This is a genomic window from Microcoleus sp. LEGE 07076 (genome assembly GCF_015207455.1).
Taxonomy (GTDB): Bacteria; Cyanobacteriota; Cyanobacteriia; order Cyanobacteriales; family Microcoleaceae; genus Microcoleus.
Map to the genome: position 1 here is coordinate 16,287 of NZ_JADEWV010000068.1, position 12,215 is coordinate 28,501.

Genomic DNA, 12,215 nt, shown 5'->3' on the forward strand with positions numbered 1-12,215 from the left:
AAAAAATCTTCAACCTCTACCGTTTCTATTTTGGTATCGGCGAAACTAACACCATCTATCCGAGCTTAAATTAAAACCAGCATAAAATTCAATACCCAAATGTTTTTACACCAATAACTCCCCATGAAAACTCACCTCAAAACCTATTCCCCGCCGCACCAGCTACACCCACACCAACCCAACAACAGCACAACTCGTTTTGCTGTAGCGGTATTCTTAACTTTATCTTCAGCCATTGCTTTGCCGAGTTGTGCAGTTTCGCCCTCCAGCGTTGGAGGTAGCGCAGATTCATCCAGCCTTGAAAACCAAATTGTCGCATCTGCACCCCAATCGGTACCTGCAGCCGCACAGTCAAAAACTGCTGCTGTATCAAAAACAGCACCCCCAGAAACAGCAGCAACTCCTCCCCAACTGATTAAAAAAGCCCAACTCAGTGTAGTTGTCAAATCAATTGACGCCAGCACTAAATCTGTTACCGATATTGTGAAAAAACAGCAAGGCGATATCTTGGGTTTCCAAAACCAAAAGCCGCCGGATTCTAGTATCCGCCAAACTGCAACTGTGGAGATTCGCGTCCCTCAACAAAAGTTAGAAACTACTTTGGATGCTTTGTCAAAACTCGGAAGCGTACAGAACCGAGGGCTGGCGGCTGAGGATGTTACCGCTCAATTAGTTGACAGCGAGGCTAGGCTGCGGAACCTCCGCAAATCGGAAGAAGTTGTGTTAAAAATTATGGAGCGATCTGGTTCTGTCGGCGATGTGCTCAAAGCTGCTCAAGAGTTGAGCAATATTCGGGAGTCGATCGAGCGCATTGACGCTCAGTTAAAGAGTTTGAGGAATCAAGTAGCTTATTCCACAATTAGTTTAACTTTAGAAGCAGCAGTCTCGGCTCAGCAAGATCCCGAACCTTCTCTAGGTTTGCAGGTGCAGGAAACTTGGGGAAAAGCGACTCATTCTGTGGGGGAATTCACTTTAGGTTTGTTTGCTTTGGGTATTTGGCTCTTGGCTTACAGTCCTTATTTGCTGTTGATTGCGGCTGGAATTTACGGCTTTAATCGATTGAAAAAACAGCATTTGGCTGCGAAAATTCAAGCACCGAAACCGCCTGCTGTAAATTAGTCATGCAGAAGGAAGCAGTTTGTAGGGTGTGTCGCTGGCCGACCATATTTGGAACAAATCGACAATCTGGTAGCGACGCACACTACGCCGAAATATTGCCATAGAGCGGACTTGATATCCTTGCTAATTTAAAATCGCCCGTAGAAGGTGCGTCGCGCTCAGATTGTCGATCTTTATTGAGGGATTTTCGATCGCGACGCACCCTACTGACTAATTTAAAATCGCCAATGGAAGCAGTTTGTAGGGTGTGTCGCTGGCCGACCATATTTGGAACAAATCGACAATCTGGTAGCGACGCACACTACGCCGAAATATTGCCATAGAGCGGACTTGATATCCTTGCTAATTTAAAATCGCCCGTAGAAGGTGCGTCGCGCTCAGATTGTCGATCTTTATTGAGGGATTTTCGATCGCGACGCACCCTACTGACTAATTTAAAATCGCCAATGGAAGCAGTTTGTAGGGTGTGTCGCTGGCCGACCATATTTGGAACAAATCGACAATCTGGTAGCGACGCACACTACGCCGAAATATTGCCATAGAGCGGACTTGATATCCTTGCTAATTTAAAATCGCCCGTAGAAGGTGCGTCGCGCTCAGATTGTCGATATTTATTGAGGGATTTTCGATCGCGACGCACCCTACTGACTACTGGCTGGATCTAACAACAACTGTTCGCGCCTGCGGACTGAAGTCCGCATTACTAACCAATTTTCTAGCGATCGCACTCGATCTGATTCCCCACCGTCGATCGATCGCCCATCACCAATGGTAGAAGGTGCGTCGCGCTCAGATTATCGATTGGCTCCAAATATCGTTTGCAAGCGACACACCCTACTGCTACTAATGACTAATGACCCATCACCAATGGTAGAAGGTGCGTCGCGCTCAGATTGTCGATTGGCTCCAAATATCCTCTGCAAGCGACACACCCTACTGCTACTGACAACTGACTAATCGTCAATTTGCCATCCATCTTTGGTATAATCTTCATCCACAATCTTTTTCGGCCGCATCACCAGCACAACTCGCCCCAAAATCGAAAGTTCCGGGGCTGTTTCAAACCAGTACAATTCTAAATTTCCCCCGTTATCGGCGAGGAAATAACTCTCAGCATCCCACTGTCTTTGGGCGCGATCGGCAATAATCAAAACTTCTTCAACTTTGCCTTGCAGCGGTACGGGCAATCGATCGCTCATTTCCAAAACCGCCACCGGATCTTCGGCGTTCAAAATTACCTGCCATCCGGGAATTGCCACCCAAGCTCCGGCTCCGGAAAATTTTACCATTCGGAACGGCTCGATTTCCTCCGGCAAAGGCACTGCCAGCAAATCTGACGCAGACAGCGGGAATTTGCCCACCACCGGGACAATCCGGGGCAGTTGTTCCTCAGAATCGAGGCGGTAGATGGGCAAGCGCGGCGCTGCCTTCCTCGGAACTACGGTAAAATCGACGAGCAACTGCTCGATTTGTGCCCTAGCTGTTTGGCTGCTAGCTAATTTTAAACCGCGAGCAATTAGGCGCGATCGCTCTTGCAAATCGCTTTTCTGTCTCGCCAACTGCCAGCACTGGTAAGCTACAGCATCCCCTGGAGTGTCTGTAAAGCCTTGCGGGAGACTCCCGAAGTGCGAAAACTCCTTGATCGCTTTAGCGACTTGACGAGCATCGTCAACGTCCAAATTGTGGGCTAGGATCAAAGCTGCCGCTCCCGCCCGCTCTGTTTGAGAAAGGATCCGAAATTCGTATAAAATGTCACTTCCTTTTCGCAGGAAGTGCGATCGAACTTCTTCGGAAGCGCCAGCGCTGACCATGCTGCTGTAAACTTGGGCTGCGACGCTGACCTGATTTTGCTGAATTGGTTCAAAACCAGTTGCTTCAAAAATCTTTTGAGAGTTCCAGCCGGATTGCATCAGCGCTGTGCAGGCTTGTCCCCACTCTACCCAAGTGCCTTCCTTGCGGCGGAGCGATCGAATTAACTTTTCGACATCCACAGCATTAGTGGAGGGTGCAGAGGCATCAGGGGAGGAATCTTGAGGTGTATCAGTCATAATTCAATCAAAAACCAGCGCTAAGTTATGTGTGATTGGATACCAGCAAGCAGCCTGTCGCGGCGTACCGCGATCGCATCGACAATCAGTGAGTCACGAGACTATTGTTACAGAATAGTTGCTCGCCTAAATTTATCAAGGGGAGTTTATCGTATTGTTATGGATAATGCCTTTCCAGAGCTAGATCACATTAAACGCCAGCTCATGAGCCTAAACCGACCGAAAAAACCAAAAATGCTGGTAGTAGACGACGAACCAGACAATCTGGATTTACTCTACCGCACTTTCCGACGAGACTTTAACGTGCTCAAAGCCGAGAGCGGGATTCGCGCCTTGGAAGTCCTCAGCATCGAGGGCGAGGTAGCCGTCATCATTTCCGACCAGCGGATGCCAGAAATGAAGGGAACTGAATTTCTCAGCAAGACCGTGCCACAGTTTCCGAATACCGTCAGAATTATCTTGACGGGTTTTACGGACATTGAAGACTTGGTGGATGCGATTAATTCGGGACAGGTTTACAAGTATATCACCAAGCCTTGGGACCCGAACGAATTGAAAATGGTGGTGCAAAAAGCTGCCGAAACTTATGAAGTTCTCAAACAGCGGACTGAGGAATTGCACCGCGCCCAAACTCAAATACAACTGCTAGCAACGATCATGCAGGTGGCTGTGGATTATCCGAGTTTGGAACTTAGTTTAGTGCCAATGGCTACTGCTGTTAGCGATAATTTTTTGGCGGACGCTTGCATTTTGCAACTGGTGGAAGAAAGTGTTTTGATACCAGTCCAAGGCATTCACACCAGCGGGCAAACTGTGGAAAATTGGCTGGCAGATGACCCTCTGGTTCGAGAGGCAATCTCCTCTCAAACTATGCAGGGTGCTGTAAATATTGCTAGCGACACAGCCCTAGCCAGTCTGCCACACTATCAAAAATCTGGCATTCAAGCTCACTTGAGCGTGCCGGTGATTCACAAAGGTCGATCGATCGCCCTGATGTCCATCCAGTGGAAGAAACCTTGTACCCTGCGTCCAGACGAACTCACAACAGTTCACCTCGCCGCTCAAGAAGTTGCTTTGGTACTGACGAGTTTTCAAGGCGGTTAGTCATTGGTCATTAGTCATTGGTCATTGGTCATTGGTCATTGGTTATTGGTTATTGGTTATTGGTTATTAGTCATCGGTCATTGGTTAGTTGCTACCAATTCCCCAATTAAAATTCCCAATTCCCCAATTCCCCATTACCCATTACCCATTACCCATTCCCAATAACAAATAACAAATAACAAATAACAAATAACAAATGACTAATAACGCCCAACAAATTAAAACTATATTTAATCGAATTGCACCAGTTTACAACCAAATGAACGACTGGTTGAGCTTGGGACAACACCGGATTTGGAAGCAAATGGCGGTGAAATGGAGCAGCGCGGGCCCGGGAAATACTTGTTTAGACTTGTGCTGCGGTAGCGGGGATTTAGCTTTGCTGCTAGCCAAAAAAGCAGGGCCGACAGGTTGCGTATTTGGAGTAGATTTTTCTGCCGAACAGTTGGCTGTGGCGGCAAGGCGCGATCGACCTTTTCTCACCCCTTCTAGTCCCATTTCTTGGGTAGAAGCTGATGCCCTAGACTTGCCTTTTCCCGACAATTACTTCGACTGCGCCACAATGGGCTACGGCCTCCGCAACGTGACGGACATCCCCCGCAGTCTTCAACAATTGCACCGCGTACTCAAACCCGGTGCAACAGCAGCTATTCTCGACTTCCACCGCCCCAGCAATTCGCTAATGCACAGCTTTCAGCAGTTTTATCTAAACACTCTCGTAGTGCCGATCGCTCAGCAATTTGGCATGACTCAAGAATATGCCTACATTAATCCTAGTTTAGAAAAATTCCCGATCGGCCAGCAGCAAGTCGCGATCGCCCGCCAAGCCGGATTTACCACAGCCACCCACTATCCCATTGCTGGAGCTATGATGGGAGTATTGGTATTAGTCAGTTGACTGTTGACTGTTGACTGCTGACTCTTGACTGTTGACTAATAACTAATAACTGCTGACTACTGACTACTGACTACTGACTAATTCCAAATTCCCAATTATTGATGAATCCGTCTAACATTTGGCTGTTGTTTGCCCCACCTGTAGTGGGAGGAATTATTGGCTATTTCACTAACGATATAGCTATCAAAATGCTGTTCCGTCCCTATCGAGCTATTTACATCAAAGGGCGGCAGTTGCCTTTCACTCCCGGCTTGATTCCCCGCAACCAAGAGCGTTTGGCAAAGCGCATTTCCGACACAATTATGGGTTCGCTGCTGACACCGCAAGAATTGCAAAATTTGGCGCGCCGCCTCCTGCAAATCGAGCGGATACAGTCGATAATTCTCTGGCTGTTGCAGTTGGCACTCGATCAGGTAAAAGCAGACGCGGAGCAAAAAACAGCTAAAATTCTCGCTAATATTCTGCGAGATTTGCTGGGGGAATCAGTGCCGCGAATTCTCAAAGTTTTGGCGCGCCGGGAAGATTTTTTAGAAGCTCAGCTAAATCAAATTTTTGACCAAGTTTTGCTGGAAATTCAGCTAACAGAAGCTCAAGCAGGTCAGTTGTCTGATTGGCTGTTGCAGGTGGTAATACCGCCGGAAGTGCTGCGGCAGGCTTTGATTGACTTTTTGACCGATCGCAATATTTCGATTATCGATGAAGGGTTTCGAGAAAAAACCAGCGGCACTTATTGGGTTGTCGCAAATTTATTTGGTTTGCGGAACACTTTAACTCGGCTGCGGACTTTTTGTCTAGACGACAGAGAAGCAACAAATAAGCGGTTAGCAGAGTTAACGGTTTCTTTGGGAATTCGCGGACGGCTTCAGGAATGGCTGCAAAATTTGTCGATGCAAAACTTACCCGTTTCGACGGTGAGACAGTTGCGAAAAACTATGCGCGACAGCGTTCGCACCTACGTTCAACAGCGGGGTACGGAGGTACTTGACGGGTTGAGCAAATCTGTTGACTGGGAAAATATTTCGCGGTTGATTCTCAATCGATTGCAAACTTCTGCGGTGATGAGCGCTTCCCTGGAAATTGTCAGCAAAGAACTGGCTTTGGTTTTAGACCGCTATCTAGAGCGGGATTTAGAAAATATTGTAGCTCAGGCTATCCCGATTTTAAATATCGACCAGGTGATTGTCGATCGAGTAAAAGGTACTTCTCCTGAAGAGTTGGAGTTAGCAATTCAGGGAATTGTCAAAAGCGAGTTGCAGGGAATTGTAAATTTAGGAGGGATTTTGGGTGTTTTTGTCGGCTGTTTGCAAACAGTTGTGCTTTTTCTTCAGCGGTGATTTATGGCGGCAGTTGTGACATATTTGTTGTAGCCTAATATTCGTGGGACTTGCGTACACACTAGACTTCTCCAATAATTATTGTGCAACAGGCATCGGGTCTGTTCAAAACCTGCTTTTTAGGAGATGTCTACTACACAAGAACCTGTTTTTCGGCAGTATTTGCCGCCTCAGCCAGACCATTTTTGGTAGACACCTGGTTTTTTTGTCCAATCCTAATTTACTTATTTCTTAAATCTATGCCAGTTCCCAATTCGGACGATCGCACCACCCCCAAAAACCCCCGCAACCTCAGCCGCCAACAATACGAGCGTTTAACCGCAGAAATGGCCGCTCCCTACCGGCCTCTGCGACAGTTTATTTACGTAGCTTGCGGCGCTTCCGGCTTGATCGGCGGCGTGGTTTTCCTCGCTAAAATTGCCTCGGGTCGGGAAATAGGCTCTGCTTTGCCAAATTTTGCCCTCCAAGTCGGAGTCGTGGCTCTGATGGTGTTTTTGTTTCGCCTCGAGCAGCGCGCCGAGAGCCGATCCCCGAAGTCCAAGTAACAAAAGTTGACAAATCGATATAAAAGTATAGTTGAGGCAAAGAAAAGTGATAATTATAAAGAAATTATTACGAAAGCCTGGTTTGCGATCGATCCCTGTCATGATTAAGGAGTCGGTTCAATTGGGGTCAGCAAATTTAAAGACCCTAATCATACGCCGCTTTTACTTCGTTCAATTGGGGTCAGCTTCCATAAAGACCCTAAATATATAAAATAAATTTCAGCCCAGCGCCAGCCTTCATTAATCCGAAAGCTGGCGCTGGCTATCTTGCTAGGAGCGGGAGATTGGGAGATACAATCAATAGGGTGCGCCACAAGCACAACTGAGCCAGTAAAAGCGCGCTCAACAGAGTTTTTAACCAAGCGTTCGATATACGCAATACCAGTTCCCAAAAATAATGCAACTCGGTAGCCCCCGATCCAAACGCCGATCGTCATCCGTCAAAGTCTAATTAGAAAAAAAATGTTGGGAGATTTTACTATGAGCCAGTCATTTTTCCAAGTGCGGTGGACGCTATTTTTATTCGCAGGTGCCGGAATTCTGTTTTACAGCAGTGCGGCGACGGCGGCGGAAAAAGTAGTCCTCAAATACAGCGCGCTCCGAATGACTTTACCAGTCAGCGAATTAGAAATTTTTGCCGAAACAGGGAAAATGTCACCCGGGTTAGAAATGCTGCTGGGAAAGGCAAAAAAAGACCCGGAAGCGGTTCGCCGCAGTCTGACGAGACCGGTGAAAGTCAGTCAAAGGTTTTTGGATGGGACGCTCAACAGTAAGATTGGGGAAATCATTCTCGATGAAGTGGGTCAGGTAATTCGCACTCCTTCTGGGAAGGCAAATCGAGAAGCTTTGATCTCGGCTTTGGTGCTGTCTGCAACTAATGATAACGAAATTACGATGCTGGAAGCGGTGAAGAATTATCCGGCTCCAGAAGTTTATGTTGAGGGCGAGCGTTTAGTTGAGGCTTACGGTAAACTTGTCGCTTTGTCGGAACAATTTGGCGGGGTTTCAGAACGGCTGCAAGACATTTTGAACAAGATGCGATTGCCGAGATTGTAGTGCATTTGGTTAAGGAGGGTTGATTTGTGCGAGTTCTGGCAGAATGTTTCTGAACCGCATAAATTACACCGCAGTTATATTTTTATTGTGCAAAACTTTCCGGCTTGTTACACCAATATAAAAAAAGAATCCAGCGGTAGACAAGAGCCAAATGTGACGGGAATCACTCATTATCAAATTTCAAATCACAAATCCTATAACTTGGCTGTAACTGAGATATTGAACGCCTTTCAATCAGGAAATTTTTCGTGGGGAGGGCGGGTTTATTGAACTTGTCTGCAAGCTTTAAGGCGTCGGGCGAAAGGACCCCTACAGCTTATTTAAAGTCGTGCAAAATATTATCTATAAAATATATCGCGGGATAGGTGTTCGACAGTTTACCAAAACTTTAGATGCAGTAACAATTTTAAAAAAAAGTATTTGAACCCAGAAATGCGGGCAAGAGCTTGTGTATCGCCCATAAACTGAAATAGCATCGGGGTGGACAGTGCAGATTCTGTACACTAAGATAGAGAAACACTGCGTCAGAGTCAGGCGATTTCGTAAAAACAGCCCGTCTTTAGTAAGCTCGTTCGCTCAAAAATGCGATGGTGCAATGCCTTCGTCAAAACTCTTGACTCAAACAAGTTAAAAAAAGGTGAGAGACTGCATTAATTAACAGCACCTCAAATCCAAATTCAATTCAATCGCACTTTTCAGGGTACTACACTTTTACTCCTTTTACTCCTTTTACAGCTTTTACTTTATATACTGGCTAAAACTAGCAACATGAACAACAATCCTATTCGTTCTAAAGACCGTTTCTTGGTTTTTGGCGCTCCGGCGATCGAGGATGCTGAAATTCAAGAAGTGGTGGCAACCATGAAAACAGGTTGGTTGGGTACTGGCCCGAAAGTCAGGCTTTTTCAAGACGAATTTAAGGCTTACAAGGGTTCAGAGTACGCGGTTGCCGTCAATTCCTGTACGGCGGGACTGCACTTGAGCGTCCTCGGTTCTTCGTTAGAACCGGGGGATGAAGTTATTACTACTCCGATGACTTTTTGCGCTACAGTTAATGCGATCGTCCACGCAGGGGCAACACCGGTACTGGCGGATGTAGATCCGGTGACAATGAATATCGATCCGGCTCAAGTCGAAGCTAAAATAACTTCAAAAACTAAGGCAATTTTGCCGGTTCACTTCGCGGGTCGTCCCTGCGATATGGATGCGCTTTGCGATATTGCTCGCCGCCACAACTTGAAGTTAATTGAAGATTGCGCTCACGCGATCGAAACAGAGTACAAGGGGCAGAAAGCAGGCACTTTTGGAGACTTCGGATGTTTCAGCTTTTATGTCACTAAAAACATCACCACGGGCGAAGGAGGAATGATTCTGGTCAAGAGTCAAGAAGATAATGACAGGCTCAATATTTTAGCGCTGCACGGTATGAGCAAAGATGCTTGGAAGCGCTTCAGCGACTCGGGTTACAAGCACTACGAAGTTGTGGAGGTAGGTTTTAAATACAATATGATGGATCTGCAAGCTGCGATCGGCATTCATCAATTGAAACGAGTCACGCCTTATTGGCAGCGGCGGGAGCAGATTTGGCAGCGCTACAACGAAGCATTTGCGGATTTGCCAATTACTTTGCCAGCAAACCCGGAACCGAATACGATTCATGCTTATCACCTGTACACCATTCTGGTAGATGAAGCCAAAACTAAAGTCAGCCGCGACGAGTTTCTCAACGCTATCAATGCTGAAAATATCGGTGTCGGCGTACATTACATGAGTATGCCGGAACATCCTGTGTATCAAAAAATGTTTGGATGGCACACCGAAGACTATCCGAATGCTGGCTACATTGGGCGGCATACAGTTAGCTTGCCGATTTCGGCAAAATTAACAGATGCAGATGTGGAAGAGGTAATTGCTGGTGTGAAAAAGTGTTTGGCGATCGGCAAAGCTAAAAATCCTGTTTTAGCAACCGCGGCCTAAAATTATGAAATAGTTTGTCATTATTAGTAGGGTGCGTCAGAGGTAAACCCTTATTTATCAATCCATAACCCAAGTCTGACGCACCCTACAATCGGCTAAAGTCCTGAAACATGATGATTGCGTCTACCCTTAAGAGTTAAGCATCCTATTCCTGATGCTTGACTCCCGATCTCAAATCAGGTTGCCTCGAAATGATTAGGTTTTTTGGAAATTGGTAATTAGTAAGTAAATCAACCTAAAAAAATAGAATACTATACCCTCGCAGTATGTGAATAAATCGAGGATAAGACATGGATATCGCGTTTGACGTTTAATTAGGTTGATTTACTTAATTACCCTGACCCTGTTAAGAAAATTCGATAGAAATAGAAGCTTAATATTATGCTAAGATTGAGTGCCTTATTCCCAATACATTCCACTAACCGAGGAATCAGCGGCGTATTTTTTTCAGTGTGCAAAGAATGGCAAGGCCCTGAGCTGAAAGCTCGGATGGTTGTCCCGAGTTGCGATCGCGAATGTCGTGCCCCCAATGTAGTTGAAGCAATTCCGTCATTTCTGAAAAAACTATATTACCTCAGCCCTAGTGTTCCCAAAATCAAGACAGAGAAGCGTTTTCTCAAAGATATCAAAGATTTTGATGTGGCCTACTTATGGCCGGGTCTCTCAGTTGATATTGTAAAGAACGTTCACAAGCATAGCAAGCCGATTTTTATTGAGCGAGTTAATAGTTATCAAAGCGAATCTAAAAGAATTCTTGACGATGCTTGCTCTCGCTTAGGATTGGAGCCTCAACACACAATTACTCCAAAAAGTATTCAGGATGAAAAGGAAAAACTCAAGGTAGTTGATTTTCTGTTTTGTCCTAGTCCGATAGTAGCAAAATCGTTTCAAGAGGCCGGAGTTCCTGAAGAGAAACTGCTTCTAACGACAGAAGGTTGGTCGCCTCATAATTTCCCCAATTATCAATCCCACAAACCGCCCCAGGATGAAGTTAACGTCCTTTTCTTGGGTTTTGCCTGCGTCCGCAAAGGAGTTCATCTGCTGTTGCGGGCTTGGGAGCTAGCCGGGATTAAGGGAACGCTGACAATTTTTGGCTCAATGGAGCCTGCGATTGCTGAAACTTGCGGCGATTTGCTAAAACGTTCTGATGTAGTTCACTTTGATTATGCTGTGGACTACAGTTCCGCGTATCGCCAAGCTGACTTTTTTGCTTTTCCCAGTCTTGAGGAAGGTAGCCCACTCGTCATCTATGAAGCAATGGGTCATGGTTTGCCGATTCTAGCTTCGCCGATGGGAGGAGGCGGTATTGTGCGTGATGGCATTGACGGGATAGTTCTGTCGCCCTATGATACTGACGCGTGGGTGGAGGGACTGCGAAAATTATCTAGTTCTCCTGATTTGCGGGCTAAGATGGGAGCTGCCGCCCGCGATCGAGCTTTGGAGTTCACTTGGCCAAAAGTTGCTGCTAGGCGCCAAGAGCAGATTCTGCAAAAAATACAGAGAAATTGAAAACCAGCTTGGAGGTTGGGTTGTTGATTTCATTGTAAGCGCGATCGCGATAATTAACCTGTAATTTTCGCTGGCTGAAACCAACTTTCTGTTTTCAAAGGCGATCGTTGTCGATCGGCGGATGTACCGTAGAAAGTCAAAGACCGAGCTTATGTTTCTGCTGAAGAAGTGCTGGAAGTTGCTTTGCGATTGTTAGATGAGTGCGATCGCGCCGATCGCGAATCGATCAACTCTGTACGAGTGAAGATAGATGCTGCTGTTGCTGTGTCCGAACATACTCCACCGATTGATGGCGAAACTTTTATGGCCCGGATGTGCGATCGTTTCCGGCAAGCGCGCGAGAGTAACTGGTTCTTCCTTACTTGGTATGCTAAACTAACACTTAAAATGCCCAGGACAGCAAACATCTATTTTTGTAGTTTTCAAAATTTATAAAGCCATAGGCAGAACGTTTTATTAACTTAAGTTTGTTGTTAATACCTTCAACAAGACCACTTTTTGTCCTATTATCAAAGTAAGCAATTATCTCGTCAAACCAATTAGTAATAGTCTTCACAGTATCTGGAAAATATTGTTTGGCTCTTTTTTGCCAGATCCCAATTCTCAACAATCCCCTCAACCAATT

Annotated in this window: 12 protein-coding genes; 8 read left to right on the top strand and 4 right to left on the bottom strand. The window is 46.0% G+C overall.

Features of this window, described 5'->3' with window-relative positions; translation table 11 throughout:
• Positions 1-123 precede the first annotated feature (123 nt).
• A complete protein-coding gene (locus tag IQ270_RS13600) occupies positions 124-1,119 on the top strand; it encodes a DUF4349 domain-containing protein (protein ID WP_193973723.1) in 996 nt (331 codons plus the stop codon).
• A gap of 953 nt (positions 1,120-2,072) precedes the next feature.
• Here IQ270_RS13600 and IQ270_RS13605 read toward each other — a convergent pair.
• Entirely contained in the window at positions 2,073-3,167 is a 1,095-nt protein-coding gene (locus IQ270_RS13605) for a RuBisCO accumulation factor 1 (RefSeq protein ID WP_193973724.1), read from the bottom strand.
• Positions 3,168-3,326: 159 nt separating this feature from the next.
• Here IQ270_RS13605 and IQ270_RS13610 point away from each other — a divergent pair, with 159 nt between their 5' ends.
• The 4 genes from IQ270_RS13610 (at position 3,327) to IQ270_RS13625 (ending at position 7,048) form a co-directional block, all read left to right on the top strand.
• Positions 3,327-4,271 (top strand): response regulator, encoded by a 945-nt coding sequence (locus IQ270_RS13610; protein WP_193973733.1) that lies wholly within the window; start codon positions 3,327-3,329, stop codon positions 4,269-4,271.
• 196 nt (positions 4,272-4,467) lie between these two features.
• Entirely contained in the window at positions 4,468-5,169 is a 702-nt protein-coding gene (ubiE, locus tag IQ270_RS13615; RefSeq protein ID WP_193973725.1) for a bifunctional demethylmenaquinone methyltransferase/2-methoxy-6-polyprenyl-1,4-benzoquinol methylase UbiE, read from the top strand.
• 101 nt (positions 5,170-5,270) lie between these two features.
• Positions 5,271-6,503, top strand: coding sequence for a DUF445 domain-containing protein (locus tag IQ270_RS13620; protein WP_193973726.1), 1,233 nt, complete (start codon positions 5,271-5,273; stop codon positions 6,501-6,503).
• Positions 6,504-6,742: 239 nt separating this feature from the next.
• Positions 6,743-7,048, top strand: a complete 306-nt coding sequence (locus IQ270_RS13625) for a DUF3493 domain-containing protein (RefSeq protein WP_193973727.1) — start codon at positions 6,743-6,745, stop codon at positions 7,046-7,048.
• Between the two features lie 149 nt (positions 7,049-7,197).
• Here the strand turns inward: IQ270_RS13625 and IQ270_RS13630 are convergent, their stop codons facing one another.
• Positions 7,198-7,440 (bottom strand): hypothetical protein, encoded by a 243-nt coding sequence (locus IQ270_RS13630; protein WP_193973728.1) that lies wholly within the window; start codon positions 7,438-7,440, stop codon positions 7,198-7,200.
• An 88-nt stretch (positions 7,441-7,528) separates the two neighbouring features.
• Between IQ270_RS13630 and IQ270_RS13635 the strand changes: the two genes are divergently transcribed.
• The 3 genes from IQ270_RS13635 to IQ270_RS13645 all read left to right on the top strand — a co-directional run bounded on the left by IQ270_RS13635 (position 7,529) and on the right by IQ270_RS13645 (position 11,590).
• Complete coding sequence (locus IQ270_RS13635) at positions 7,529-8,104, top strand: alpha/beta hydrolase (RefSeq protein WP_193973729.1); 576 nt, start codon at positions 7,529-7,531, stop codon at positions 8,102-8,104.
• A gap of 768 nt (positions 8,105-8,872) precedes the next feature.
• Positions 8,873-10,081, top strand: a complete 1,209-nt coding sequence (locus IQ270_RS13640; protein WP_193973730.1) for a DegT/DnrJ/EryC1/StrS aminotransferase family protein — start codon at positions 8,873-8,875, stop codon at positions 10,079-10,081.
• Positions 10,082-10,462: 381 nt separating this feature from the next.
• A complete protein-coding gene (locus tag IQ270_RS13645; protein ID WP_193973731.1) occupies positions 10,463-11,590 on the top strand; it encodes a glycosyltransferase family 4 protein in 1,128 nt (375 codons plus the stop codon).
• Positions 11,591-11,739: 149 nt separating this feature from the next.
• Here IQ270_RS13645 and IQ270_RS31025 read toward each other — a convergent pair whose 3' ends face one another.
• Both IQ270_RS31025 and IQ270_RS13655 read right to left on the bottom strand, forming a co-directional pair.
• On the bottom strand, positions 11,740-11,997 hold the full coding sequence (locus IQ270_RS31025) for a hypothetical protein (RefSeq protein ID WP_228056335.1): 258 nt from the start codon (positions 11,995-11,997) through the stop codon (positions 11,740-11,742).
• On the bottom strand, positions 11,973-12,215 hold a 243-nt coding region (locus IQ270_RS13655), incomplete at its 5' end, for a transposase (protein ID WP_193973732.1). The genes IQ270_RS13655 and IQ270_RS31025, both read right to left, overlap by 25 nt.

Coding starts and splice junctions, on each gene's coding strand:
- IQ270_RS13600 (WP_193973723.1), top strand. CDS start 124: ATGAAAACTCACCTCAAAACCTATTCCCCGCCGCACCAGCTACACCCA.
- IQ270_RS13605 (WP_193973724.1), bottom strand. CDS start 3,167: ATGACTGATACACCTCAAGATTCCTCCCCTGATGCCTCTGCACCCTCC.
- IQ270_RS13610 (WP_193973733.1), top strand. CDS start 3,327: ATGGATAATGCCTTTCCAGAGCTAGATCACATTAAACGCCAGCTCATG.
- ubiE (WP_193973725.1), top strand. CDS start 4,468: ATGACTAATAACGCCCAACAAATTAAAACTATATTTAATCGAATTGCA.
- IQ270_RS13620 (WP_193973726.1), top strand. CDS start 5,271: ATGAATCCGTCTAACATTTGGCTGTTGTTTGCCCCACCTGTAGTGGGA.
- IQ270_RS13625 (WP_193973727.1), top strand. CDS start 6,743: ATGCCAGTTCCCAATTCGGACGATCGCACCACCCCCAAAAACCCCCGC.
- IQ270_RS13635 (WP_193973729.1), top strand. CDS start 7,529: ATGAGCCAGTCATTTTTCCAAGTGCGGTGGACGCTATTTTTATTCGCA.
- IQ270_RS13640 (WP_193973730.1), top strand. CDS start 8,873: ATGAACAACAATCCTATTCGTTCTAAAGACCGTTTCTTGGTTTTTGGC.
- IQ270_RS13645 (WP_193973731.1), top strand. CDS start 10,463: ATGCTAAGATTGAGTGCCTTATTCCCAATACATTCCACTAACCGAGGA.
- IQ270_RS31025 (WP_228056335.1), bottom strand. CDS start 11,997: ATGTTTGCTGTCCTGGGCATTTTAAGTGTTAGTTTAGCATACCAAGTA.